This window comes from Variovorax nivicola (assembly GCF_051216475.1).
Classification (GTDB): Bacteria; Pseudomonadota; Gammaproteobacteria; order Burkholderiales; family Burkholderiaceae_C; genus Variovorax.
In genome coordinates, this window is sequence record NZ_JBPJZK010000001.1 from 361,090 (window position 1) to 383,918 (window position 22,829).

The following is a 22,829-nucleotide window of genomic DNA, read 5'->3' on the forward strand; positions in this document are numbered from 1 at the left end:
GGGTAAATACCAGCCGCGCACGGTGTGCGCGGCACTTGCGCTGGATCGGATGCGGGCTCAGAATTACGCGTAATTACAGGAAATTACGCCGCAATTGCCGCCCCAATCCGTATGCGCCTGGTCCCCAACTCCCTGCACGATGAAGTCGCCGCCACGCTGCGCGAGCAGATCTTCGACGGCACGCTGACCCCCGGCAGCTTCCTGGACGAGGTGGCCCTGTGCGAGCGGCTTTCCATCTCCCGCACGCCGCTGCGCGAAGCGCTCAAGGTGCTCACCGCCGAAGGCCTGCTGCGCCACGAACCGCGGCGTGGCTGCTTCGTCAACGAGGTGACCGAGCGCGACCTCGACGAGATCTTTCCCGTCATCGCGCTGCTCGAAGGCCGCTGTGCCTACGAGGCTGCCCGCAATGCCAGCGACGCCGAGTTGCACGAGCTCGATGCGTTGCACGAACGGCTGGTGCGCCATGCCAAGGCGCGCCGCATCAACGACTACTACGCCACCAATCACATCATTCACGAGGCGATCATCAAGCTCGCCGACAACAAGTGGCTGGCGCAGGTGATCGGCGACCTGCGCAAGATCCTCAAGCTCGCGCGGCTGCAGCAGCTGCATGCGCCGGGTCGGCTCGACCAGAGCCTGTCGGAGCACCTGGCCGTGTTCGCCGCGCTCAAGGCGCGCGACAGCGAAGGCGCCGACGCCGCCATGCGCACGCACATGACGCGCCAGCGCGAGGCGCTGCGAGAAGTCATGAGCCATCAGAAATCAAGGGTGATGCCGTGACGATCACCTCCTCAAGCATTGGAGTCCCCCGATGAGTGCGACCGAATGGTTCCAGGCGCGGCTGCGTTCTGGCGAAAAGTCCAAGGTGCCCGTGGCGCCCGAGGCCGCTGCCAAGAGCGCGCCGAAAAATGCGCCCAAGCCCAGCGCACGCTCGACCGCCGAGCGCCTGCAGGTCACGCTGCGCAAGGCCGACGAAGCCTTGTCGCCGCGTGCGCTGCGCCGCGTGCTGGCCGACCTGCAGGCCGTGATCGACCCGCGCGTGAGCGAGGTCGAGGGCGGTCGCCGAGCCCACGCCATCGCGGATGCCTACCGCGCCGCCACGGCCGAGGAGCGCCGCGACTACTGGGCGCTCATGAGCGAGCATTTCGCCGCCGATGCGCAAAAGCTCAAATCCGCCCGCGACCAGCACCAGTCAGCCGTCGGTACGCCCGACGAAGGCCAGGCCGAGCTGCGCCTGCGCCGCGCACTGGTGTCGCCGCGCATGCGCCTGCTGCAGCGCTTTGCGGTCGAGCCCGAAGGCATGCGCTTCCTGGTCGACCTGCGCGCCGACCTGCTTCCGTGCCTGAAGGCCGACAAGCGCCTGCTCGCGCTCGACGCCGAGCTGGAGCAACTCTTCTCCACCTGGTTCGACGTGGCCTTCCTCGAACTGCGCCGCATCGACTGGGATTCGCCTGCTTCGCTGATCGAGAAGCTCATCCGCTACGAGGCGGTGCACGACATCAAGAGCTGGTCCGACGTGAAGAATCGGCTCGACGACAGCGACCGCCGCTGCTACGGCTTCTTCCATCCGCGCCTGCCCAACGAGCCGCTCATCTTTGTCGAAGTGGCGCTGGTCGACCGCATCAGCGACGGCATCACGCCGCTGCTCGACGAGGCTGCCGTGCCCGTGCTGCCGGCAAGGGCCACCACCGCGATCTTCTATTCGATCAGCAACACGCAGAACGGCCTGCGCGGTGTGAGCTTTGGCGATTCGCTCATCAAGCGCGTGGTCGAGACCTTGCAGGACGAGCTGCCGCGCCTGAAGACCTTCGCCACGCTCTCGCCGATTCCGGGCTTTCGCACCTGGCTGGCGAAGAACGCAGCCGACCTGCTGCCGCGCCTCGATGAGAAGCGCGAGGCCGAGCTCGGCCGCCTCATCGGCTCGTTGCCGCCGACCGCCGAGCGCCTGCTTGCCGCGGTGGACGCGGCCGCCACTTTCGACGCGAAGTCGCCGCTGCGCCAATGGCTGATGCAGGCCGCTGCCGAGTACCTTGGCCGCGCGCTGGTCGACGGCACGCCGGCCGACCCGGTCGCGCGCTTTCACTTGGGCAACGGCGCCCGCGTGGAGCGCCTGAACTGGGCCGGCGATCCGTCGCCCAAGGGGCAGAAGCAGTCTTACGGGCTCATGGTCAACTACCTCTACGACCTCAAGCGCCTGGACAAACATCGCACCTGGCTGGCGGACGGCAAGGTGGCAGTATCGGGAGACGTCGAAAGCCTGTACTTCAAAAAAGGCTGAAGTCCGTATCAGGAAGTCCCAGCGCCGGCGCCTCGCGCGCCGGCAACCGCATCGTGCGGCAAGATCCACAACGACAGACAGGAGATGAGACACATGAACCCAAGCTTTCAACGCCGCGACGTCCTGCGCGTGGCTGCCGCCGGTGCGGCCGTTCTTTGCGGCGCGGCGCGGGCCCAGCAGCACTGGCCGGCCAAGCCCGTGACGATGATCGTGCCGTTCCCGGCCGGTGGCGGCACCGACGCGTTCGCGCGGCCGCTGTCGGGGCAGTTCTCGCGGCTGACGAACCAGTCGCTCATCATCGACAACCGCGGCGGTGCCGGCGGAACGCTCGGCGCCAGCGTTGCCGCGAAGGCATCAGCCGATGGCTACTCGCTGTTCATGGGTGCGGTGCACCATGCCATTGCGCCGTCCGTCTATCCCAGGCTCGACTACGACATCGAGAAAGACTTCGCGCCGCTGATGCTGCTGGCCAACGTGCCGCAGGTGGTGGTGGTCAATCCGCGCCGTGTGGCGGCCAACAACATCAAGGAATTTATCGCGCTTGCCAAGGCCAACCCCGGCAAGCTGAACTACGGCTCGGCCGGCGCTGGCACCTCGCATCACCTGGCCGGCGAGTTGTTCAAGATCCAGACCGGCACCTTCATCACGCACATTCCTTACCGTGGTGCCGGGCCGGCACTGGCGGACCTGATCGCCGGCAACGTCGACCTGATGTTCGATGGCCTCGGCTCCTCGGCCCAGTACATCAAGAGCGGCCGCATCAAGGCACTGATGGTGGCCGGCACCAAGCGCAACCCCGCGTTCCCCGACGTGCCATGCGCCGCCGAGGTGGGCTTGCCCGACTACACCGTGACCACCTGGTACGGGCTGTGGGCGCCCCGGCGCACGCCTGCCGACGTGCAGCCGCAGATCGTCGCCGAGATGCAGAAGGTGCTTGCGGCCGACGACATCAAGAACATCTGGGCCCAGAACGGCTCGGAAATCCCGACCCTCACGGGCTCTGCCTACGGCAGCTTCGTGAGTTCCGAGATCAAGCGCTGGGCCACGGTTGTGAAGGCCTCGGGCGCGAAGATCGAATGACGGACGGCAGCGGCATCTCGTTGCGCCAGGAAGGCGCCATCGCGTTCGTCACGTTGTCGAACGCGGGGCGCCTCAATGCCATGACGCGCGCCATGTGGCGCGAGCTGCGTGCCGTGTTCGACGGCCTGCGCAACGACGATGCTGGCCTGCGCTGCGTCGTCGTGCGAGGCGAGGGTGGGGCCTTCTGCGCGGGCGGCGACATCTCCGAGTACCCGTCGTTCCGCTTCGAAGAGCCAAGCCTGCGCGAGTTCCACGAGAACGAAGTGTGGGCCGCGCTGCAGGCCATGCTCGACTGCCCGTTGCCGCTGGTCGCGCAGATCGAGGGCGCCTGCATGGGCGCGGGCATCGAGATTGCGAGCTGCTGCGACATTCGCCTGTCCGGCGCATCTGCGAAGTTCGGCGCGCCCATCGCAAAGCTCGGCTTCCCGATGGCGCCGCGCGAAGCCGCACTGGTGCATGGCGCCATCGGCGACGTGCTCGCACGCGACATGCTGCTCGCCGCGGGGGTGCATGGCGCGCAGCGCCTGTACGACGCGGGCTTCCTGCTGCAGGTGCTGCCCGACAACGAAGTGGCTGCCGCCGTGCAGTCGCACGCCACGCGCATTGCCGCGCTCGCGCCGCAGGCCGCGCGCCTGCACAAGCAGACCTTTGCCGCGCTGCGGGCCGGAGCCCCGTCGGCCCACGACCTGCTGGCCACCGCCTACGACTACGCCGACTCCGCCGAACACCGCGAGGGCATCGCCGCCTTTCTCGCCAAGCGCACCCCGAATTTCTGAAGATAAGAAACCGTCAGATGAAGAAGACCGCCAACGCCAACCTGTTCGCCGCCCTGCGCGCGGCTTTCCCCGCCGACCTCGACAGCATCGCCGTCGAAACCGACAACGGCCTGTTCTATTCCTGGCGCGACATCGAGCGCGCCAGCGCCATGATCGCCAACCTGCTCGATGCGCTGAAGCTGGAGAAGGGCGCGCGCATCGCGGTGCAGGTCGAAAAATCTGTCGAGGCCATGCTGCTGTACCTCGCCACGCTGCGCGCGGGCTATGTGTTCCTGCCGCTGAACACCGCCTACCAGAGCGCCGAGATCGAGTACTTCATCGGCAACGCCGAGCCGGCCGTGGTGGTGTGCACCAGCCGCAATGCGCCGTGGGTGGGGCCGATCGCCAACGCGGCGGGCACGCAGCACGTCTTCACGCTGGACGACGACCGCACCGGCACGCTGCTCGAAATCGCGGCGCAGTGCAGCGACCAGCACACGCCGGCCCAGCGCAAGGCCGACGACATGGCCGCCATCCTCTACACCAGCGGCACCACCGGCCGCAGCAAGGGCGCGATGCTCACGCACGGCAACTTGCTGTCGAATGCCCAGGTGCTCAAGGACTACTGGGGCTGGACCGAAGGCGACGTGCTGATCCACGCGCTGCCCATCTTCCACGTGCACGGCCTGTTCGTCGCGCTGCACGGCGCACTGCTCAACGGCAGCAAGATGCTGTGGTTCTCGAAGTTCGACCCGAAGCGCGTCGTGCAGAAGCTGCCCGAAGCCACGGTGTTCATGGGCGTGCCCACCCTGTACGTGCGGCTGCTGGCCGAGCCGGGCCTCACGCGCGAGGCGGTGCGCAACATGCGCCTGTTTGTCGCGGGCTCGGCGCCGCTGCTGATCGAGACCTTCGACGAATGGCGCGAGCGCACCGGCCACACGATTCTCGAGCGCTACGGCATGAGCGAGACGGTCATGCTCACCTCCAACCCCTACAGCCCTGCGCAGGGCGAACGCCGCGGCGGCACCGTCGGCTTCGCGCTGCCGGGCGTGCAACTGCGCGTGCGCGACGACAGCGGCCGCGACTGCACCACCGACGAAATCGGCAACATCGAGGTCAGCGGCCCCAACGTGTTCGCGGGCTATTGGCGCATGCCCGAGAAGACGAAGGAAGAGTTCACCGCCGACGGCTTCTTCAAGACCGGCGACGTGGGCAAGATCGACGGCCTGGGCTACATCGTCATCGTCGGGCGCAGCAAGGACCTGATCATCAGCGGCGGTTACAACGTGTACCCGGCCGAGATCGAGGGCTACATCAATGAGATGGCCGGCGTAGCCGAGAGCGCCGTGGTCGGCGTGCCGCACCCCGACTTCGGCGAGGTGGGCGTGGCCATCGTCATTCCCAAGGCGGGCGCAGCGCTCGATGGCGACGCCATCGTGGCCGAGCTGAAGGCCAAGCTCGCGAACTTCAAGATTCCGAAGCGCTGCTTCGTTGTGCCGGAACTGCCGCGCAACACGATGGGCAAGGTGCAGAAGGCGCTGCTGCGCTCGCAGCACAAGGCGCTGTTCACCGCTTCCTAAGTGGCAACGGGCGCGAGCCCGTTCATCAGCCCGCTGCGTGCGTGGCAGTTGATGTATTCGTAGCTCTGCTCGTCGGCCTTCAGCACCGACACCTCGTGGTACACGCGCAGCTGCAGCTGGAAGTTCAGCGCCTGCACATAGCGCATGAAACTGCCGAAGATCGCGACGTGCGTCGGGTGCGACTCGGCCCAGCGCTCCATGTCGGCCAGCGAGCGCCAGTAGCTCAGGCCGAACGACTTCTGCAGCGGAGCACCTTGCGCGTCGAGGTGATGCATGTAGCGGTTGCTGTAGCAGCCGATGCCCAGGCCTTGGTCGCGCAGGAAGTCCATGCCCTCGCGCAGCACCGGCTCCATGTCTTCCAGGTAGAGCGTGCGTTCCTGGCCGGTGGTCTCGGTCCATTCCTGGCCGGAGCGGATCATCGCGATGTTCTCGTGGCCCGCGATGCGCACGCGCTGGCCTGGAGCCGGCGTACCGGCGATTACTGCGCGCGTGCCTGAGGGCGCCATCGCATCGGTCTGCGACAGCGGGATGCGGTCGCGCATCGAACCCCAGTAGCCGTGCTCCTGCAGTTCGCCGCTGACCTCGCCCATGACCACGCCGACGCCCTCGAAGCGGTCGGGCGTGTTGAACATGGTCTCGAAGTGCTCGACGCGCGGCGATGCGATCTCGCGGAAGTAACCGAGGCCTTCGTTGAGCCGTTCGTCGGAGCGCCACCAGGCATCGATGGCGGGCGTGGTGCACCAGCGTGCGTAGGCTGCGGCGTCGCTCCAGTAGGCGATTGCGATCATGTTGTCGAAGCCGTCGGCATCGACGTAGTGCGTCAGGTCGTGGTGGCCCGGGCCATCGGGCAGGGCGAAGTCGCGCGCGATCTTCATCAGCGCGGCACAGGCGCGGCCCTGCATTTCGGCGCCGCGCGATTGCACGCCGAAGTAGCCCATCACGACCTGCGTCACCGACGTGGCGGCGCGGGCCGACCACACGGGGTAGGGCGGCGTGTAGTCGTCTTCCACGCGGCGATGCCGCGTGCGAGGGCACTTCAGGTGCTCGGCAATGGCTGATTCCATGGCATGCCTCCGTGGGTTCAGGCCGCGACCGGCTCGGGCACGCTGCTTTCAGGCTCTGGCGAGTGCTGCACCACCACGGGTTCGCGGCGCGTCTTGTTGAGCAGTAGCTGGGTGACATCGGGCCGCGAGTAGTGGCCGCTGGGGTCGGCAGCCGCCTTGGCGAGCGAGATCATGCCGAGGTCGATGTCGGCGATGACCAGGCCTTCTTCGTCTTCCGCCAGCGGCGTGCCCAGTGGCGAGCCGTCGGGCGCGTAGATGCGCGCAAAGCCGCCGCCGGTGCGCAGCATCTGCTGCTTGCCCGCGTCGGTGCACATCAGCTCGCTCATGGCCTTCGACACGGTGGCGCAGGGCGCGACCACGAAGCACTGGCCCTCGGCCGCATACACCTGGCTCGCGGCGTTGTTGACCTCGGGACCCAGCGCATAGGCCGCGCCGCGGTACAGCGAGAAGCTCGGCCATGCGCCGCAGTGGATCTGCTCGTTCTGCGAATACATCGCGTACTTGCTCAACGGCTGCAAGTGCTCCCAGCACGAGAGCGAGCCGATGTTGCCCAGCGCCGTCTCGACCACGGCAAGGTCCGAGCCGTCGCCTTCGCCGAAAACCGTGCGCTCGACGTGCGTGGGCTTGAGCTTGCGGCGCGTCTGCACGGTGTTGCCCTGGTCGTCGATGAGCGCCTGCGCAATGTAGAGGCTGCCCGCCGCCTTCTCGCTGTAGCCCAGCGACACCCAGATCTTGAGCTTGCGCGCCGCCTCCCTGATTCGATCGAACTCGGCCGAGCCGACGATCAGCGAGTTGTCGTGGTAGCGCTGCACGAACTGCATGCCCCAGGCCGGCGAATCGAGCCATATCCACCACGGGTAGCCGGGCACCCAGGTTTCGGGAAAGGCGACGAGCTGCACGCCCTGTTTCGCGGCCTGCGCCATCAGGTCGATGGTCTTGTCGATGGTGCCGTCGAGGTCGAGGAACACGGGGGCGGCCTGTACGGCGGCAACGCGGAGCTTGGGGTGGACGGTGGTCGGCATGGTGGTTCTCCAGATGCAATGAAAGTAACGAAGCGTCTGCCGCACGCACGACGCACCGGGTTTGCGCTGTGGCATGCGGGTTGCTTGAAGCGTAAATTCGCGCCGCCGGAACGCCTTGACCCGGATTGGCGGCGTTCTTGTTCCAGCGTTGCATGCCTTTGCTGTTGAGGCTTTCCGAGGAACCCCGATGACCCAGTTGCTCAGCACCGACGCCGTCCCGCGGGACCAGCGGCTTGCCTACTGGACCGACATGATCTGCAACGTCTACGTGCAGCTCGGCTGTGATCCGGTGCGCGAAGGCGATACCTGCGATTTCGAAGGCAGCATCCGCCAGCACACGCTGCCCGGCCTCGACGTGTCGGTCGTCACCTCGGGCCCGCAGAAGGTGATGCGCACGCCGGGGCACATCTCGCACTCCAGCGACGACTACTTTCTCGTGAGCATCCAGGCGCGCGGCCGTGGCGTGGTGCGGCAGGACGGCCGCGACGCGGTGCTCGCGGCCGGCGACTTCGCGCTGTACGACAGCACGCGGCCCTATCAGCTGCTGTTCGACGAATCCTTCGAGCAGATCGTGCTCAAGCTGCCTGGCGAACGCCTGCGCAGCGAGCTGCGCGACACCGAGGCGCTGACGGCCACCACGGTGTCGGGGCGCGCGGGTGCGGGGCACCTGTTGCTGGGCATGATCCACACGCTGCGCGAAGACATCGACACGCTGCAGCCCGCATCGGCGCTCGCAGTGGCCAATGGTGTGCAGAACATCCTGGTGGCGGGGCTGCAGACGCTGCCCGCGGCGAGCGCGCCGTCGCTCAGCAATCTCACGGCGTATCACCTGGCGCGCGTGAAGCGGCTCATCGACGAACAGCTGGCCGATCCGTCGCTGTCGGTGGGCACGTTGGCGGCCGGGCTGGGCGTGTCGGTGAGCCACATCCACCGCGTGTTCAGGAGCGAGCCGCTGACGCCGTCGCAATACATCTGGGAGCGCAGGCTGGAGGCGTGCAGCCGCGACCTGCTGGAGCCTCGCCTCGCGGGCCGGCCGGTAGCCGAGATCGCCTATGGCCGCGGCTTCAACGACGCGGCGCATTTCAGCCGCGCGTTCCGCGAGCGCTTCGGCTGCTCGCCGCGCGAATGGCGGCAGCAGCGAGCGCAGTAGCTGCTGCTACTGGACCAGCATCACCGTGGTGTTCGTCTCGGCGACGACCTTGGTCGCGACCGAGCCCATCAGCGCGCGGCCGAAGATGCCGTGGCCATGAGTGCCGAGCACGATCAGCCCCGCTTGCGCCGCCGCGGCCGACTTGAGGATTTCCTCGGCCACATGGCCGTGGCGCGAGTCGATCGTGTAGTTGCTCACGCCGCTCTCGGCGAACAGCGCTTTCACCGGATCGAGCACCTTGGCGTTTTCCTCGGCGTAGTAGTCCGTCACCAATTCTTTGCTCAGGTGGCGCGCAACGTGGCCCGAGATGCCGGTGCATACGTGCACCACCACCAGCTGATGCCCGTCCACGAACATGGCGCGATTGGCAAGCAGGTAGTCGAGCGCCTTGCGGGTGTAGGCGCTGCCATCGACGGCGATGAGGATTTTCATGAGACCGTTATACGGCGCGGCCCCGCGCACCGCAACGGGGCGTACCTCATGACTGAAGGGCCTTGCCCAGCCGGATCAGCCGTGCAGGCCCTTCCAGAGCATGTAGGCCGCAAGCAGGTACAGGATGCTCGCGAACACGCGCTTGAGCTTCTTCACCGGCAGGCTGTGCGCCGCCTTCGCGCCCAGCGGTGCGGTGAACACGCTGCACAGCGCGATCACCGCCAGCGCGGGAAGCCAGATGTAGCCGAAGGAGCCGGCCGGCAGACCCTGCACCGACTGGCCACTGACCGCATAGCCGAGCACGTTCGCCACAGCGATAGGAAAGCCCAGCGCCGCGCTGGTGGCCACCGCGTTGTGAATGGACACGTTGCACCACGTCATGAACGGCACGCTGATGAAACCGCCGCCCGCACCCACCAGGCCCGAGATGAAGCCGATCACGCCGCCCGCTGCAAGCTGGCCGCCCGTGCCCGGCATCTGCCGCGTGGGCGCGGGCTTCTTGTCGAGGAACATCTGCGTGGCCGAGAAGCCCACGAACAGCGCAAAGAAGATGGCCAGCGCTGTGCCCTTGAGCAGCGAGAACACGCCCAGACTGCCCGCGAGGCTGCCGATGACGATGCCGGGCGCTAGCCTGCGCACGATGTCCCAGCGCACAGCGCCGCGCCGGTGGTGCGCGCGCACGCTCGATACCGAAGTGAAGATGATCGTTGCCATCGAGGTGGCGATGGCCATCTTCACCGCGAGGTCGGCCGGCACGCCGCGATGGCCCATGATGATCGTGATGAACGGCACCATCAGCATGCCGCCGCCGATGCCCAGCAGGCCCGCGAGGAAACCGGTGCCGAGGCCGAGAGCGGCGAGTTCGGCGATCAGGAGGGGGTCGAGCAGGGCAGCGATATTCACGGGAAAGTCACGCAAGGGAAGTGAGGGGCTGGAAAAAGCAACGGCCCCGAGCAGTGGATGCAGGGGGCCGTGGCAGGAAAAGGTGTCTGCAGGTGATGTGCCGGACCCGCATCCTGAACCAGGGTTCAGGTGGGCGAGGGCAGCAGGACTTCGGGTTCATCTGACGCGAGATGATCACGCCCGTCGAGCGATGTACCAAGCCCGGCTCCGGAGAGCATTGGAACAAGGAAATATTAAGCCCGACACAGTCTGCAGACAGGCCGGATTTTACGCTCCGTCCGTCTTCGTGCGAGCCTTATTCAGAGTAAATGTCCATCGCCAGCCAGGGCCTGATCGAGTTTCTGGATGAGCTGCGTGGCCTTCGCGTCGGTTTCGACACTGTCTGCAGCCGAAGTGGCAACTGGTGCCGCGGGCGCTGCGGCAACAGCGGCCTGCTGCGCGGCGAGGTCGAACGCCAGGTTCAGCGAAGCCAGCACCGCAATGCGGTCACGGGCCTTGACTTTTCCGGCATCGCGGATCTTGCACATGGCCGCGTCCACGCGTTCGACGGCTTCGCGCAACTGCGCCTCGCCGCCATCGGGACAGCCGAGCAGATAGCTCTGGCCCATGATCTGTACTTCAATCTGCTTCATGCGGGGGAATCTTCGGAGGGTGGTTCAGCCGGCAACCGTTCGAGCAGGGCGTCCAGGCGCGTGCGTGCCGCAACGAGTCGCGACTTCAGGGCGTCGCGTTCGCGCGTGAGCGCATCGACCTGCTCCTGCAGCAGCGCATTGGTGCGTTGCACCTCTTCGTGACGCACAAGCAGTCGTTCAACACGCTCGGCGATCTGATCGATAGGGCTGGAAGCGGGCATGGTTGGCGATTGTAGTTTCCCGGGGAAGCGGCCCTGCCGGGACGGTGTCAGGGCGGGGCGTGGCATGGATTCTGCTGCCTTCCAGTTGCCTTTCAAACTCCAACAGCAAGCCAATGACCACGAAGAACAACACTTTATTCAGTTGGCGCGACCTGCTTACGCTCATCGGCAAGACCGCCGGTGGCGGCGCGATGTACCAGGCGATGACCTCGCTGGGCTTTGCCGCCGAATCCAACTACAGCGGACCACCGAAGCTCGATGGCGCAAAGAAGGGTGCGTCGGTGCTGATTCTTGGTGCAGGCCTGGCCGGCATGGCCGCCGCGCTCGAACTGCGCAACGCGGGCTACTCGGTCAAGGTTCTCGAGTTCAGCAATCGCGCGGGCGGCCGGTGCTGGACGCTGCGCGGCGGCGACACCTTCACCGAGCTGGGTGGCGCCGTGCAGCAGTGTGGCTTCGCCAAGGGCGAGTACTTCAATCCGGGGCCGTGGCGCATTCCCTATCACCACCATGCAGTGCTGGGCTACTGCAAGCGGCTGGGCGTGGCGCTGGAGCCTTTCGTTCAGGTCAACTACAACGCGCTCGTGCATTCGAGCAAGGCCTACGGTGGCAAGCCTCAGCGCTACCGGCACGTGCAGGCCGACTACCAGGGCTATGTCGCCGAGCTGCTCGGCAAGGCCACGACGCAAGGCAACCTCGATGCGGCACTGACGAAAGAAGACAAGGAGAAACTGCTCGAAGGCCTGCGCCGCTGGGGCGCGCTCGACACGCAGTTCCGCTATCTCGAAGGCACCATCAGCAGCGACCGCCGCGGCTATGAGGTCGATGCGGGCGGCGGCCTCATGCCACTGGCCAAGCCATCGAAGCCGCTGGACATGAGCGAGCTGCTGCAATCAAACCTTTGGCGTTACATCGCCAGCGGGCAAGACTACGAATTCCAGAGCGCGATCTTCCAGCCCGTGGGCGGCATGGACATGATCGCCAAGGCATTCCAGAAAGAAGTCGGCAGCCTGATCCGCTACGGCGCCAAGGTCACGAAGATCGAGCAGAACGACCGTGGCGTGACGGTCACCTACACCGATGCATCAAAGGGCGGTGCGGTCACGCAGGCCAAGGCCGACTGGTGCCTGTGCACCATTCCGCTGTCGGTGCTGAGCCAGATCGACATCCAGGTGGGCTCGGCAATGCAGGAGGCCATCAACGCCGTGCCTTATGGCGCATCGGTGAAGGTGGGCCTGCAGTTCAAGCGCCGCTTCTGGGAAGAAGACGAACATATCTACGGCGGAATCAGCTACACCGACCTGCCGATCTCGCGCATCTCGTACCCCTCGACGCGCTATGGCGCCAAGGGCAAGTCGGTGGTGCTGGGCGCCTACGTGTTCGACGGCCCGAACTCCTACGAATTCACCGCCATGGCGCCCGAGGAGCGCGTGCGCCGCGCGGTCGAGTTCGGCACGCAGTTGCATCCGCAGTACGCAAGCGAATTCGACAACGGCATTTCCGTGGGCTGGCACCGCGTGCCCGGCACGCACGGCTGCTATGGCATATGGACCGACGAGACGCGCCAGAAGCACTACAAGAACCTGTGCCAGGTCGATGGCCGCATCGCGCTGGCCGGCGAGCACGCTTCCTACATTCCGGCCTGGCAGGAGGGCGCACTGCTCTCGTCGCTCGACGCCATCCAGCGGCTGCATGCCCGCGCCGTCGCGTGAAAGCCGAGTGAAGGACACACCCACCATGAACGACAACATCACGACCTTCAAGCGCGCGCTGCTCGGCCTTTCGCTGGGCGCGCTGGCATTGGTAGCCGGCCAGGCCGCTTTCGCGCAGTCGCCGGAGCCTGTCTTTTCAGTAGGCCCCCGATTCCAGGAAAGCTCGGGCGAGGCGATCTACCGCGCGACCTGCCAGGGCTGCCACATGGCGCAAGGACAAGGGGCAAAGGGTGCGGGCGCCTATCCGGCGCTCGCCTCGAACCCGCGGCTCGCGAGCCCGGAATACCCGCTCTACGTGGTGATCAATGGGCAGAAAGGCATGCCTGCCTTTGGCAAGATGCTGAGCGACGAGCAGATCGCTTCCGTGGTCGGCTACGCGCGCACCCATTTCGGCAACCAGTACCCTGACGCCATTGCGGCGGAGAGCGTCAAGAAGCTGCGGCCTTGATCGCTCTCTTCTTTCGATACCTGGCAGACCCTTCCTTCATCCATCCATCCCAGCAGAGAGACAACACGCATGACCATGACCTCCATCACGAAGAAGCTGGCGCTCGTCGCCGCACTGTTCGCAGCCGGCACCGGCGCCGCCCACGCGGCCGATGAAATCATTCGCCACCGCATTCCGAATTCCACCTTCCCGATCGCGGCGGCGGTGGAGGTGCCGTCTTCGTTCACCAACGTCTACCTCTCGGGCCAGGTGCCGCCGCTGCAGGACGCGACTGCGCCCAAGAACAGCGCGGCAGCCTATGGCGGCGACACCAAGGGCCAGACCGTCGGTGTGCTCAAGGCCATCGAGAAGAGCCTCACAGGCCTGGGCCTGACGATGGGCGACGTGGTGAAGATGCAGGTGTTTCTTGTCGGCGATCCGGCCAAGGACAACAAGATGGACTTCGCCGGTTTCATGGAGGGCTACACCCAGTTCTACGGCACCGCCGCGCAGCCCCGGCTGCCGGTGCGTTCGACGATGCAGGTGACGGCGCTCGCCAACCCGGCCTACCTGGTCGAGATCGAGGTGATGGCGGTGCGCCCCGCCAAGTAAGCAGGGCAGCGCTGCGCGCTACTCGCTCAGCCGCACGTAGGTGGCGAGCAGCGCGCTCTTGGCGGCCACGCCCAGCAGCACCGGGTTGTCGGTGCTCTCGATCACCGGCAGCCGCTCGCCGAGGTGATCGAGAAAACGCTGCAGCGCCTCGCCCAGCCCGGTGTCGGCGGTGATCGGCTGGATGGCCTGCGAGAGCAGGGCGCCCGCGGTCGTTTCTGCAGGTGCCGTGCCGAGCGACGAAAGCGGCACCACGCCGAGGTAGCGATTGCCCGCGTCCACCACGTACAGGTACTTCACCGGGTGCTGCAGGAAGAGCCTGCTCATCGCCTCGCGGTCTGCCTCCGGGCCCACCACCGTTTCGGCAGGCTGCACCAGGTCGCGCATGTGCAGCCCGCGCAGGCGCATCTGCGTGTCGCGCTGTTCGTTGCGGTGCAGGGTGATCTCGTACATCGAGCCGGCGTTGGCCGAGCGCGCAACGAAATACGCGATGACGCTCGCCGCCATCAGCGGCAGCATGACTTCGTAGCTCAGCGTCATCTCGAAGATCATCAGGATCGCCATCAGCGGCGCCTGCGTCGCGCCCGCCAGGAACGCACCCATGCCGACGATGGCATAGGCGAACGGCGCCGAGGTGGCCGCCGGCCACAGCGCCTGCACGCCAAGGCCGAACAGCGCACCAACCATGCAGCCGAAGAACAGCGCCGGCGTGAACACGCCGCCTACCGCGCCAGAGCCGGCCGTGGCCATCGTGGCGACCGCCTTGGCGACCAGCACCATCGCGATCAGCGTCCACGGCCAAGGCGTGTGCAGCACTGAATTGACCACGCTGTAGCCGTTGCCCCAGACCTCGGGCATGGGCACCGACACCGCACCCATCACGAGCCCGCCCAATGCCAGCCGCCACGGCAGCGCCACCGGCAACCGCGAGAACAGCGCACGGCTGCCCTGCAGCGCGCGCAGGAAGCCGACCGCAGCAAAGCCCAGCAGCACGCCGAGCACGCAGAACAGCACGACCTCGGTGCCATGTATCTCCGGGAATGCCGGCATCCTGTACGGCGGCTGGTAGCCGGGCAGGGCCCGCATGGCCACATTGGCAACCACCGAGGCGATGATGATCGGCCCCACGCTTTCCATCGCGATCGAGCCCAGCACGATCTCGGCGACGAAGAAGGCGCCGGCAATGGGCGCGTTGTATGCGGCGGTCAGGCCGGCCGCCGCGCCGCAGGCCACCAGCAGCCGCAGCCGCTCGACCGGAAAGCGGAACACCCGCCCCAGCAGAGACGACGCCAGCGCCGCCAGCTGCACCATCGAGCCCTCGCGCCCTATGGAGCCACCGGTGCCGATGCTCACCAGCGACGACGCGCTGCGCACCAGTGTCTGAACCACCGGGATGCGCCCGTTGCCGAGCACGATGGCTTCCATGTAGTCGGAGGCAGCGCTGCGCAAGGCGACGCGTTTCGCCAGCACCAGCAGGCCGCCGGCCACCAGCCCGCCCAGCGTGGGGCAGGCGATGCGCGCCCACCACGGCAGGTGCTTCGCCATCGCCACCAGCCCTTCGCCCGGACCGAGCACCAAGTGCTCGAAGTGGTAGAGCGCCGCGCGGAAGAGTTCGGTGGCCAGCGTGCCGAGCAAACCGGCCACGATGGACCACAGCAACATCGACTGCCAGCCCGAGACACCGAAGACACGCTGCAGCGCCGAACGAAGATTGAGGAATACCGAGGCGGGCCGCATCATGGCCGTCGATGTTAGCTGCGCCGCAACTTTCGACTTAAGCGGCGTCCGGCAGGGCCTAAAATCCCGCCCGTTGGTGCTCGCGGCGTGGTTCGCACGGCGCAGTTCAACGGGAAGCAGGAGTGGAAGCCCCCCGACCTCATCAGGACGGAACAAGGCCGAAGCCGCCTGCGCTGCCCCCGCAACGGTCAAGCAGACGGCGCCGCAAGGCGCCAACCCCTTTCCATCGAAGCCACTGGGTGCCCTGAAACAGGCGCCTGGGAAGGCGGGGAGGGGCCGTTCTGCCAGCCCGGATACCGGCCAACAAGGCGGCTGCCGCATGCGTGATCTATGCATGGGGCGGCCATGGCGCCCAGGCGCTGGCGGGGAGGCCGGCGAGGGGTATTGACGTTCGTTCGGCTCATTCATGATTTCCCACGTTTGCTTTTCTCGCGGCCGCGCTCCTGCGCGCCGTCTCCGCCATGCCTGCCTGCCGCTGGCGCTGGCTTCCGCCTTCGGTGGCCTGGCCCATGCCCAAGAGGCCCCCACGCTGGGCGAAACGGTGGTCACGGCCAACCGCACGCCGCAGGCGCTGTCGGACCTGGTGGGCGACGTGTCCATCATCGACCGCAAGACCATCGAGCGCAGCGGCGCGACCGGCGTGGCCGACGTGCTGGCGCGCCTGCCCGGCATCGAGATCTCGCGTAGCGGCGGCGTGGGCAACACCACCAGCCTGTTCATCCGCGGCGCTGAAACGCGCTTCACCGCCGTGTACCTCGACGGCGTGCGCATCGACTCGCAATCGACCGGCGGCGCCGGCTGGGAAGGCATTCCGCTCTCGCAGATCGACCGCATCGAAGTGCTGCGCGGCCCGGCCGCAGCGGTGTATGGCTCCGACGCCGTGGGCGGCGTGATCCAGCTCTTCACCAAGCGCGGCGAAGAGGGCGTGTCGCCTTACGCGGGCATCGGCTTCGGCAGCCGCGGCCTGCGCAAGATCGAAGGTGGCGTGAGTGGCAAGTCGGGCCTGTTCGACTATTCGTTCGGCGTGGCGCACGAGGAAAGCAAGGGCTACAACGTGCAGCCTGCAAACAAGCGCAACGTGGTGAAAGACGGCTACACCAGCCCCGACCGCGATGGCTACAACAGCACCTCGGGCAACGTGAAGCTGGGTTACCAGATCACGCCCGACCAACGCCTGGAGGCCACGCTGCTCACCAGCGACATCAAGGCCGGCTACGACGCCACCGTCTCCTACAGGACCAAGCCGCCGATCCTGTTCCGCGACGACGTGTCGAACAACACGCTGCGCACCGCCGGCCTGACCTGGTCGGCCAAGTGGAACGACATCTACAGCACCCGCGTGCAGGTGACCGATTCGCAGTCGGTCTACAAGACGCAGCCTTCGTTCTACCGCACCGAAACCAACCTGCGCGGCTACCTGTTCCAGAACGAATTCCGCTTCGGCCCGCACCTGGTGACGGCCACGCTCGAGCGCCGCGAAGACGCGCTCGTAAATGCGCCCACCACCTCGTCGAAGCTGCTGTCGCGCGACCGTTCGCAGGACGCGATTTCGCTCGGCTACGGCTTCGTGCAGGGCCCGCATTCGCTGCAACTGCACGTGCGCCACGACAGGGACAGCGAGTTCGGCGGCAAGACCACCGGCAGCGCGGCCTATGGCTACGCCATTACCCCGTCGCTGCGCTTCACGGCCTCGGCCGGCACCGCCTTCCGCGTGCCCACGCTGTACCAGCGCTTCAGCGAATACGGCGTGTCCACGCTGCGGCCCGAAAGCAGCCAGAACGTCGAGCTGGGCATGAACTACGCCAAGGACGGCACCACCGCCGGCATCGTGGTGTACCGCAACCGCGTGCGCAACCTGATCAATTTCGTCGGCTCCGCCACGGGCTGTGCCTCGACCTTCGGCTGCTACACCAACGTGAACCGTGCCACCTTGCAAGGCGCCACGCTGTCGGCCAGCCAGCGCCTGGGCGACGTCACGCTGCGCGCCTCGCTCGACGTGCAAGACCCGAAGGACGCCGACACCGGCAACCTGCTCGCACGCCGCTCCAAGCGCCATGGCACCCTGGGTGCCGACTGGCGCATCGCCGGCTGGACGCTGGGCGCCGAGGTGCAGTCTTCGAGCAAGCGCTACGACGACGCGGCCAACACCATCAAGCTCGGCGGCTACACCGTGCTGAACCTGTCGGCCAGCACGCAGATCGCGCGCGACCTCAACCTCGTGGCGCGCGTCGACAATGCAGGCAACAAGGACTACCAGTACGCGCGGCTGTACGCCACGGCAGGCCGCACCGCGTACGTCGGTCTCAAGTGGACGCCTCACTAAGCCAAGCTCCCCAACCAGGCGACACCGCCGGTGCCGCGGCAGTCTCGTGCGCCGCGGTGCTGGTGGCCGCCCCGGCCTCGGGGCAAGGTAAGACCACCGTCGCCGCCGCGCTCGCGCGGCTGCATGCGCGCCAGGGCCGGCGCGTGCGCGCCTTCAAGTGCGGGCCCGACTTTCTCGATCCGCACTGGCTGGCGCTGGCCACCGGCGCGCCGGTGCATTCGCTCGACCTCTGGATGACCGGCGAGGCCGATTGCCGCTCGCGCCTGCGCGCCGCGGCGGCCGAGTGCGACCTGGTGATCGCCGAAGGCGTGATGGGCCTGTTCGACGGCACGCCCAGCGCGGCCGACCTGGCCGAGCGCTTCGGCCTGCCGGTGCTGGCGGTGATCGATGCGCACGCCATGGCGGGCACCTTCGGCGCGCTGGCCTACGGCCTGCAGAACTTCCGGCCAGGGTTGCCATGGGCCGGCGTGCTGGCGAACCGCGTGGCCAGCGAAAGGCACGCGGACATGCTGAAAGAGGCGCTGCGCGAGCCCTCGCAATGGCTGGGCGCCTTGCCGCGCGATGCGGGGTTCACGTTGCCCGAGCGGCACCTGGGCCTCGTCGCCGCCACTGAACTCGGCGATGCGATGGCCCGGCTCGACGCGGCGGCCGACGTGCTGGCCGCCACGCCGCTTGGGCAGATGCAGACCAGCCAGCTGCCGCAGGTGCGTTTCGAGGCGCTCGCATCCGATGAGGCAGAAGCCGTGCCGATGCTTCTGGCTGGCCGCACCATCGCCATTGCGCGCGATGCGGCCTTTTCATTTATCTACCCCGCGAACCTCGACGTGCTCACGGCGCTGGGAGCGCGTCTGTCCTTTTTCTCGCCGCTCGCAGGTGACGCCCTGCCGGCCTGCGACGCGGTCTGGTTGCCCGGCGGCTACCCAGAGCTGCACGCAGAATCGCTGGCCGCTTGCGAGCCGATGCGCGAATCGCTTGCCGCGCACGCCGCGTCGGGCAAGCCGATCTGGGCCGAGTGCGGCGGCATGATGGCGCTGTTCGACGAACTGGCCACGCAAGACGACGCGCAGGTGCACCGCCTCTGGGGCCTGCTGCCGGGCCGCGTGACCATGCAGAAGCGGCTTGCCGGCCTCGGCCCGCAACAGCTCACCCTCGGCAGCCACACCCTGCGCGGACACACCTTCCACTATTCGCGCTGCGAAACGCCGCTCGCACCCGCTGCCCACACTGCCCGGCCCGGCGCGACGCAGCCCGTGGGCGCACGCGGCGGCGAGGCGCTGTATGTGCACGGCCCGGTGCGCGCGAGTTACTTCCACGCGTGGTTTGCCTCCAGCCCGCAAGCCACGGCCCGCCTTTTCGGCGCCATGCCCATCGAGTTGGAGAGCCATGCCGCAATCGAGTAAGCCGAAGACCGTCGAGCACGAGTTCATCCTGGGCGGGCAGAAGAGCGGCAAGTCGCGCCGCGCCGAGCAGCGTGCCATCGACTGGTTCGCGGCCGATCCCCGCACGCATCGCGCGGTGCTGATCGCCACCGCGCAGGCCTACGACGACGAGATGCTGGAGCGCATCGTGCGCCACCAGGCCGACCGCGCCGAACGCGTGCCCGGCATGCGCACCATCGAGGAGCCGATCGAACTCGCACGCGCCGTCGTCACGCAGAGCACGCCCGAGACGCTGGTGGTGGTCGATTGCCTCACGCTGTGGCTCACGAACCTGCTGATGCCGATGCACTCCGAAGACGCCCGCCCCGTGACACGCACCCCGGCCACGCACGTCGCCATGCTGCTGGTCGCGCTGCGCGAGGCGCGCGGGCCGGTGGTGCTGGTCGGCAATGAGATCGGCCTGGGCGTGATCCCATTGGGCCGCGAGACGCGCGCTTTTGTCGACGCGCTCGGCCGATTGAACCAGGACGTGGCCGCTGCCTGTGACCGCGTCACCTTGATGGCCGCAGGCCTGCCGTTGAGCCTGAAAGCGCCTGCTGCATGAAGAAGAAAAAGACGATGCGCACTCTGCTGACCGCACTTGGCCTGGCCCTGTTCACGCTGGCCGCGCACGCCTTCGAGGTGGTCGACGAGCGCGGCGTGACAGTGAGCCTGCCGCAACCACCGCAGCGCATCGTCACGCTGCTGCCGTCGCTCACCGAATCGGTCTGCGCGCTCGGCGCCTGCAACCGGCTGGTAGGCGTCGACCGCTATTCCAACTCGCCCGAACAGGTGAAGGCGCTGCCGCAGCTCGGTGGTGGGATCGACCCGAACGTCGAGGCCATCGTCGCGCTCAAGCCCGACGCGGTGCTGCTCGCGAAGTCGTCGCGCGTCACGCAACGGCTCGAGGCGCTGGGCCTGAAGGTGCTGGTGCTCGAACCCAAGAGCCATGCCGACGTGCAGCGTGTGCTCGACAAGCTCGACCAGGTGCTCGGCACGCATGAAGCGCCGAAGGTCTGGCGCGTGATCGATGCCAGCGTGTCGGCCGCCGCGCAGTCGGTGCCCGCGAGCGCCAAGGGCACGCGCGTGTACTTCGAAGTGAACAGCGCGCCGTACGCGGCGGGCGAGTCGTCGTTCATCGGCGAAACGCTCAAGCGGCTCGGCATGAAGAACATCGTGCCGGCTTCTCTGGGCCCATTCCCCAAGCTCAACCCCGAATACGTGGTGCGCGCGAACCCCGACCTCATCATGGTCAGCGTGCGCAGCGCGCAGGGGCTGGAGCAGCGCCCCGGCTGGGCGGGCATCCGCGCGGTGCGCGAGGGCCGCATCTGCCGCTTCAGCGCGGAACAGTCCGACGTGCTCGTGCGCCCCGGCCCGCGCATGGACGAGGCCGCGCGCCTGATGGCGCAGTGCCTGAGCGACAAAGGCGGCAAACGGTGAACGCAGCGCGAAGGCACACGGTCCACCTGCGCCGCGTCTTGCTGCTCGGCGCCGGCCTGCTGGTGGTGGGCGCCGCGCTGATGGTGCTCGGCCTGGGCATCGGCAGCACTGGCTTCGAGAGCCTGCTCGCGGCGCGGCACGACCCGGTGGCGCTGCAGATCGTGTGGGACATCCGCCTGCCGCGCACGCTAGGCGCATGGCTGGCAGGCGCGCTGCTGGGGCTGGCTGGCGCGGTGGCGCAGGGGCTGTTCCGCAATCCGCTGGCCGACCCGTACCTGCTAGGCAGCGCCTCAGGCGCCTCGCTCGGCGTGGCACTGGCGCTGCTGATGTTCGGCGGCTCCGCCGCAAGCGCGCAGTGGGTGATGCGGCTCGGGCTCACCGGCGCGGCCTTTCTCGGCGCAGTGCTGGCGGTAATGCTCACGCTGATGCTGGCGCGGGGCGTGCAGCAGACGCTGCGGCTGCTGCTGGCCGGCGTGATCGTCGGCGTGGTGCTCGGCGCGGCGAAAGACCTCATCACCATCGCCTCGGCGGACATCCTGCAAGCCATTCAGGGATTCATCCTCGGCAGCACCGGCCTCGTCGGCTGGAGCGCCTGCGCGGTGATGGCGATGGTCGGCGCGGTCTGTCTGCTGCTGGCCTGGGCGCTGGCGCCGGTGCTCGACGGGCTTGCGCTCGGCGAGGCCACGGCGCGCAGCCTCGGCCTGCCGTTGGGCGCGATGCGCGCGGCGCTCGTCGTGGTGCTGGCACTGGCCACCGGCGCGGCCGTGGCGCAGACCGGGTTGATCGCCTTCGTCGGCCTGGCGGCGCCGCACCTCGTGCGCTCGGCCATCAAGACCACGCACGCACGGCTGATCCTGCTGTCGGCGCTGATGGGCGGGCTGCTGCTGATGGCGGCCGACCTGCTGGCGCGCTGGCTGATTGCGCCGCAGGAACTGCCGGTGGGCGTGCTCACGGCCGTGCTGGGCGGCAGCTATCTGCTGTGGCTGATGCACCGGCGCAGCGCGCGGAGTGGCGTGGCATGAGCAACCGGCAGAACACACCCGCTCTCGAGGTGCGCAAGGTCAGCGCCACGCTCGGCGTCACCGAGGTGCTGCACGACATCGATCTGGCGCTGTCGTCGGCCCGCTGGACCAGCATCGTCGGGCCGAACGGCGCGGGCAAGTCGACGCTGCTCAAGGCGCTTGCGGGCCTGCTGGCTCACCGAGGTGAGGTGCGGCTCTTCGGCGAGGCGCAGAACAAGGTGCCGGCGCGCATCCGTGCCCAGCGCCTTTCCTGGCTCGGCCAGAGCGGCACGGGCGAGGGCAGTGCCGACGACCTGATGGTCTACGACGTCGCCATGCTCGGCCGCCTGCCGCACCAGCGCTGGCTGGCCGCCCCCAGCGAGGCCGACCGAGAGGCGGTGGAGCGTGCGCTGCGCAGCACCCAGGCCTGGGATTGGCGCGACCGCCCGCTGGGCCAGCTCTCCGGCGGCGAACGTCAGCGGGTGCTGCTGGCGCGCGCGCTTGCCGTCGAGGCCGAACTGCTGTTGATGGACGAGCCGCTCGCCAATCTCGACCCGCCGCACCAGGCCGACTGGATGCAGACCGCCCGCGCGCTCGTAGCCGATGGCAAGACCGTGGTCAGTGTGCTGCACGAGCTTCCGATGGCGCTGGCGGCCGACGAACTCGTTGTGATGGATCGCGGCCGGGTGGTGCATCACGGCGGCTGCAGCGACCCTGCTACCCATGCTGCGCTGGAGCAGGTGTTCGACCATCGCATCCGGGTACATCGGGTGGCCGAGCAATGGATTGCGTTGCCGCTATGAGAGGCGTTGTGCGTCATTCAGGGAGCGCTCACGCCGACGGGGTACCTTGCTCCGCGAATGTCCCCCGGCCTGCGGCCTCCTCCTTTATTTCGCTGCGCAAGGCACCCCATCGGCGTGATCGTTCAGCGCAGCGTTTGATCGGCCCGCACAACGACTGCGCCCATGTGCGAATGGCATCGGGTGCTCCCCGCAGCGAAATAAAGGAGGAGGCCGAAGGCCGGGGGACATTCGCGGAGGGGAGTACC

The 22,829-nt window shown here is 67.6% G+C and carries 22 protein-coding genes and 1 riboswitch; of the genes, 15 read left to right on the top strand and 7 right to left on the bottom strand.

What is annotated here, in order from left to right; genetic code table 11:
* Positions 1–111: 111 nt before the first annotated feature.
* The 5 genes from ACSFBF_RS01670 to ACSFBF_RS01690 all read left to right on the top strand — a co-directional run bounded on the left by ACSFBF_RS01670 (position 112) and on the right by ACSFBF_RS01690 (position 5,693).
* Positions 112–780, top strand: coding sequence for a GntR family transcriptional regulator (locus ACSFBF_RS01670; RefSeq protein WP_435464633.1), 669 nt, complete (start codon positions 112–114; stop codon positions 778–780).
* Between the two features lie 31 nt (positions 781–811).
* On the top strand, positions 812–2,278 hold the full coding sequence (locus ACSFBF_RS01675; RefSeq protein ID WP_435464634.1) for a malonyl-CoA decarboxylase: 1,467 nt from the start codon (positions 812–814) through the stop codon (positions 2,276–2,278).
* A gap of 93 nt (positions 2,279–2,371) precedes the next feature.
* Positions 2,372–3,358, top strand: a complete 987-nt coding sequence (locus tag ACSFBF_RS01680; RefSeq protein ID WP_435464635.1) for a Bug family tripartite tricarboxylate transporter substrate binding protein — start codon at positions 2,372–2,374, stop codon at positions 3,356–3,358.
* Positions 3,355–4,134: an enoyl-CoA hydratase/isomerase family protein gene (locus ACSFBF_RS01685; protein ID WP_435464636.1), complete on the top strand. Its 780-nt coding sequence runs from the start codon at positions 3,355–3,357 to the stop codon at positions 4,132–4,134. Before ACSFBF_RS01680 ends, ACSFBF_RS01685 begins: the two co-directional genes overlap by 4 nt.
* A 17-nt stretch (positions 4,135–4,151) precedes the next feature.
* Complete coding sequence (locus ACSFBF_RS01690; RefSeq protein ID WP_435464637.1) at positions 4,152–5,693, top strand: malonate--CoA ligase; 1,542 nt, start codon at positions 4,152–4,154, stop codon at positions 5,691–5,693.
* Here ACSFBF_RS01690 and ACSFBF_RS01695 read toward each other — a convergent pair.
* The gene (locus ACSFBF_RS01695) at positions 5,690–6,757 is read right to left on the bottom strand and encodes a phenylacetaldoxime dehydratase family protein (protein WP_435464638.1); all 1,068 of its coding nucleotides are present in this window, start codon (positions 6,755–6,757) and stop codon (positions 5,690–5,692) included. The genes ACSFBF_RS01690 and ACSFBF_RS01695 overlap by 4 nt on opposite strands.
* 17 nt (positions 6,758–6,774) lie before the next feature.
* The gene (locus ACSFBF_RS01700) at positions 6,775–7,779 is read right to left on the bottom strand and encodes a carbon-nitrogen hydrolase family protein (protein WP_435464639.1); all 1,005 of its coding nucleotides are present in this window, start codon (positions 7,777–7,779) and stop codon (positions 6,775–6,777) included.
* Positions 7,780–7,966: 187 nt separating this feature from the next.
* Here ACSFBF_RS01700 and ACSFBF_RS01705 point away from each other — a divergent pair, with 187 nt between their 5' ends.
* Positions 7,967–8,929, top strand: a complete 963-nt coding sequence (locus ACSFBF_RS01705) for an AraC-like ligand-binding domain-containing protein (protein ID WP_435464640.1) — start codon at positions 7,967–7,969, stop codon at positions 8,927–8,929.
* Positions 8,930–8,935: 6 nt separating this feature from the next.
* Here ACSFBF_RS01705 and ACSFBF_RS01710 read toward each other — a convergent pair whose 3' ends face one another.
* The 4 genes from ACSFBF_RS01710 to ACSFBF_RS01725 all read right to left on the bottom strand — a co-directional run bounded on the left by ACSFBF_RS01710 (position 8,936) and on the right by ACSFBF_RS01725 (position 11,117).
* Positions 8,936–9,361, bottom strand: a complete 426-nt coding sequence (locus ACSFBF_RS01710) for a universal stress protein (RefSeq protein ID WP_093056488.1) — start codon at positions 9,359–9,361, stop codon at positions 8,936–8,938.
* 75 nt (positions 9,362–9,436) lie between these two features.
* Positions 9,437–10,258, bottom strand: a complete 822-nt coding sequence (locus tag ACSFBF_RS01715) for a sulfite exporter TauE/SafE family protein (RefSeq protein ID WP_435465880.1) — start codon at positions 10,256–10,258, stop codon at positions 9,437–9,439.
* A 305-nt stretch (positions 10,259–10,563) separates the two neighbouring features.
* Positions 10,564–10,896 carry a cell division protein ZapA gene (locus ACSFBF_RS01720; RefSeq protein ID WP_435458400.1) on the bottom strand — a complete coding sequence of 111 codons (333 nt, stop codon included), beginning with the start codon at positions 10,894–10,896 and terminating at the stop codon, positions 10,564–10,566.
* Entirely contained in the window at positions 10,893–11,117 is a 225-nt protein-coding gene (locus ACSFBF_RS01725; protein ID WP_019652365.1) for a hypothetical protein, read from the bottom strand. The genes ACSFBF_RS01720 and ACSFBF_RS01725 overlap by 4 nt, the downstream gene beginning before the upstream one ends.
* A gap of 113 nt (positions 11,118–11,230) precedes the next feature.
* Here ACSFBF_RS01725 and ACSFBF_RS01730 point away from each other — a divergent pair, with 113 nt between their 5' ends.
* The 3 genes from ACSFBF_RS01730 to ACSFBF_RS01740 all read left to right on the top strand — a co-directional run bounded on the left by ACSFBF_RS01730 (position 11,231) and on the right by ACSFBF_RS01740 (position 13,865).
* On the top strand, positions 11,231–12,826 hold the full coding sequence (locus ACSFBF_RS01730; protein WP_435464641.1) for a flavin monoamine oxidase family protein: 1,596 nt from the start codon (positions 11,231–11,233) through the stop codon (positions 12,824–12,826).
* Between the two features lie 25 nt (positions 12,827–12,851).
* The gene (locus ACSFBF_RS01735) at positions 12,852–13,274 is read left to right on the top strand and encodes a c-type cytochrome (protein ID WP_435464642.1); all 423 of its coding nucleotides are present in this window, start codon (positions 12,852–12,854) and stop codon (positions 13,272–13,274) included.
* Positions 13,275–13,343: 69 nt separating this feature from the next.
* Positions 13,344–13,865, top strand: a complete 522-nt coding sequence (locus ACSFBF_RS01740) for a RidA family protein (protein ID WP_435464643.1) — start codon at positions 13,344–13,346, stop codon at positions 13,863–13,865.
* A gap of 18 nt (positions 13,866–13,883) precedes the next feature.
* On the opposite strand, the gene ACSFBF_RS01745 is transcribed toward ACSFBF_RS01740, so the two are convergent.
* On the bottom strand, positions 13,884–15,602 hold the full coding sequence (locus tag ACSFBF_RS01745; protein ID WP_435464644.1) for a ClcB-like voltage-gated chloride channel protein: 1,719 nt from the start codon (positions 15,600–15,602) through the stop codon (positions 13,884–13,886).
* A gap of 55 nt (positions 15,603–15,657) precedes the next feature.
* Positions 15,658–15,918: riboswitch (cobalamin riboswitch) on the top strand.
* Positions 15,919–16,005: 87 nt separating this feature from the next.
* Here ACSFBF_RS01745 and ACSFBF_RS01750 point away from each other — a divergent pair.
* From ACSFBF_RS01750 to ACSFBF_RS01775, 6 genes are read left to right on the top strand one after another with little or no spacing between them, the layout of a single operon-like run.
* Positions 16,006–17,922 carry a TonB-dependent receptor domain-containing protein gene (locus tag ACSFBF_RS01750; protein WP_435464645.1) on the top strand — a complete coding sequence of 639 codons (1,917 nt, stop codon included), beginning with the start codon at positions 16,006–16,008 and terminating at the stop codon, positions 17,920–17,922.
* The gene (locus tag ACSFBF_RS01755; RefSeq protein WP_435464646.1) at positions 17,907–19,322 is read left to right on the top strand and encodes a cobyrinic acid a,c-diamide synthase CobB; all 1,416 of its coding nucleotides are present in this window, start codon (positions 17,907–17,909) and stop codon (positions 19,320–19,322) included. The genes ACSFBF_RS01750 and ACSFBF_RS01755 overlap by 16 nt, the downstream gene beginning before the upstream one ends.
* Positions 19,306–19,905: a bifunctional adenosylcobinamide kinase/adenosylcobinamide-phosphate guanylyltransferase gene (locus tag ACSFBF_RS01760; RefSeq protein ID WP_435464647.1), complete on the top strand. Its 600-nt coding sequence runs from the start codon at positions 19,306–19,308 to the stop codon at positions 19,903–19,905. The genes ACSFBF_RS01755 and ACSFBF_RS01760 overlap by 17 nt, the downstream gene beginning before the upstream one ends.
* Positions 19,902–20,780, top strand: a complete 879-nt coding sequence (locus tag ACSFBF_RS01765) for an ABC transporter substrate-binding protein (protein ID WP_435464648.1) — start codon at positions 19,902–19,904, stop codon at positions 20,778–20,780. Before ACSFBF_RS01760 ends, ACSFBF_RS01765 begins: the two co-directional genes overlap by 4 nt.
* A complete protein-coding gene (locus ACSFBF_RS01770; RefSeq protein WP_435464649.1) occupies positions 20,777–21,802 on the top strand; it encodes a FecCD family ABC transporter permease in 1,026 nt (341 codons plus the stop codon). The genes ACSFBF_RS01765 and ACSFBF_RS01770 overlap by 4 nt, the downstream gene beginning before the upstream one ends.
* Positions 21,799–22,584: an ABC transporter ATP-binding protein gene (locus ACSFBF_RS01775; protein WP_435464650.1), complete on the top strand. Its 786-nt coding sequence runs from the start codon at positions 21,799–21,801 to the stop codon at positions 22,582–22,584. Before ACSFBF_RS01770 ends, ACSFBF_RS01775 begins: the two co-directional genes overlap by 4 nt.
* Positions 22,585–22,829: the final 245 nt, after the last annotated feature.

What these genes read in the sequence shown, in the direction of transcription:
- ACSFBF_RS01670 (WP_435464633.1), top strand. Translation starts at nt 112, where the DNA reads ATGCGCCTGGTCCCCAACTCCCTGCACGATGAAGTCGCCGCCACGCTG.
- ACSFBF_RS01675 (WP_435464634.1), top strand. Translation starts at nt 812, where the DNA reads ATGAGTGCGACCGAATGGTTCCAGGCGCGGCTGCGTTCTGGCGAAAAG.
- ACSFBF_RS01680 (WP_435464635.1), top strand. Translation starts at nt 2,372, where the DNA reads ATGAACCCAAGCTTTCAACGCCGCGACGTCCTGCGCGTGGCTGCCGCC.
- ACSFBF_RS01685 (WP_435464636.1), top strand. Translation starts at nt 3,355, where the DNA reads ATGACGGACGGCAGCGGCATCTCGTTGCGCCAGGAAGGCGCCATCGCG.
- ACSFBF_RS01690 (WP_435464637.1), top strand. Translation starts at nt 4,152, where the DNA reads ATGAAGAAGACCGCCAACGCCAACCTGTTCGCCGCCCTGCGCGCGGCT.
- ACSFBF_RS01695 (WP_435464638.1), bottom strand. Translation starts at nt 6,757, where the DNA reads ATGGAATCAGCCATTGCCGAGCACCTGAAGTGCCCTCGCACGCGGCAT.
- ACSFBF_RS01700 (WP_435464639.1), bottom strand. Translation starts at nt 7,779, where the DNA reads ATGCCGACCACCGTCCACCCCAAGCTCCGCGTTGCCGCCGTACAGGCC.
- ACSFBF_RS01705 (WP_435464640.1), top strand. Translation starts at nt 7,967, where the DNA reads ATGACCCAGTTGCTCAGCACCGACGCCGTCCCGCGGGACCAGCGGCTT.
- ACSFBF_RS01710 (WP_093056488.1), bottom strand. Translation starts at nt 9,361, where the DNA reads ATGAAAATCCTCATCGCCGTCGATGGCAGCGCCTACACCCGCAAGGCG.
- ACSFBF_RS01720 (WP_435458400.1), bottom strand. Translation starts at nt 10,896, where the DNA reads ATGAAGCAGATTGAAGTACAGATCATGGGCCAGAGCTATCTGCTCGGC.
- ACSFBF_RS01725 (WP_019652365.1), bottom strand. Translation starts at nt 11,117, where the DNA reads ATGCCCGCTTCCAGCCCTATCGATCAGATCGCCGAGCGTGTTGAACGA.
- ACSFBF_RS01730 (WP_435464641.1), top strand. Translation starts at nt 11,231, where the DNA reads ATGACCACGAAGAACAACACTTTATTCAGTTGGCGCGACCTGCTTACG.
- ACSFBF_RS01735 (WP_435464642.1), top strand. Translation starts at nt 12,852, where the DNA reads ATGAACGACAACATCACGACCTTCAAGCGCGCGCTGCTCGGCCTTTCG.
- ACSFBF_RS01740 (WP_435464643.1), top strand. Translation starts at nt 13,344, where the DNA reads ATGACCATGACCTCCATCACGAAGAAGCTGGCGCTCGTCGCCGCACTG.
- ACSFBF_RS01745 (WP_435464644.1), bottom strand. Translation starts at nt 15,602, where the DNA reads ATGATGCGGCCCGCCTCGGTATTCCTCAATCTTCGTTCGGCGCTGCAG.
- ACSFBF_RS01750 (WP_435464645.1), top strand. Translation starts at nt 16,006, where the DNA reads ATGATTTCCCACGTTTGCTTTTCTCGCGGCCGCGCTCCTGCGCGCCGT.
- ACSFBF_RS01760 (WP_435464647.1), top strand. Translation starts at nt 19,306, where the DNA reads ATGCCGCAATCGAGTAAGCCGAAGACCGTCGAGCACGAGTTCATCCTG.
- ACSFBF_RS01765 (WP_435464648.1), top strand. Translation starts at nt 19,902, where the DNA reads ATGAAGAAGAAAAAGACGATGCGCACTCTGCTGACCGCACTTGGCCTG.
- ACSFBF_RS01775 (WP_435464650.1), top strand. Translation starts at nt 21,799, where the DNA reads ATGAGCAACCGGCAGAACACACCCGCTCTCGAGGTGCGCAAGGTCAGC.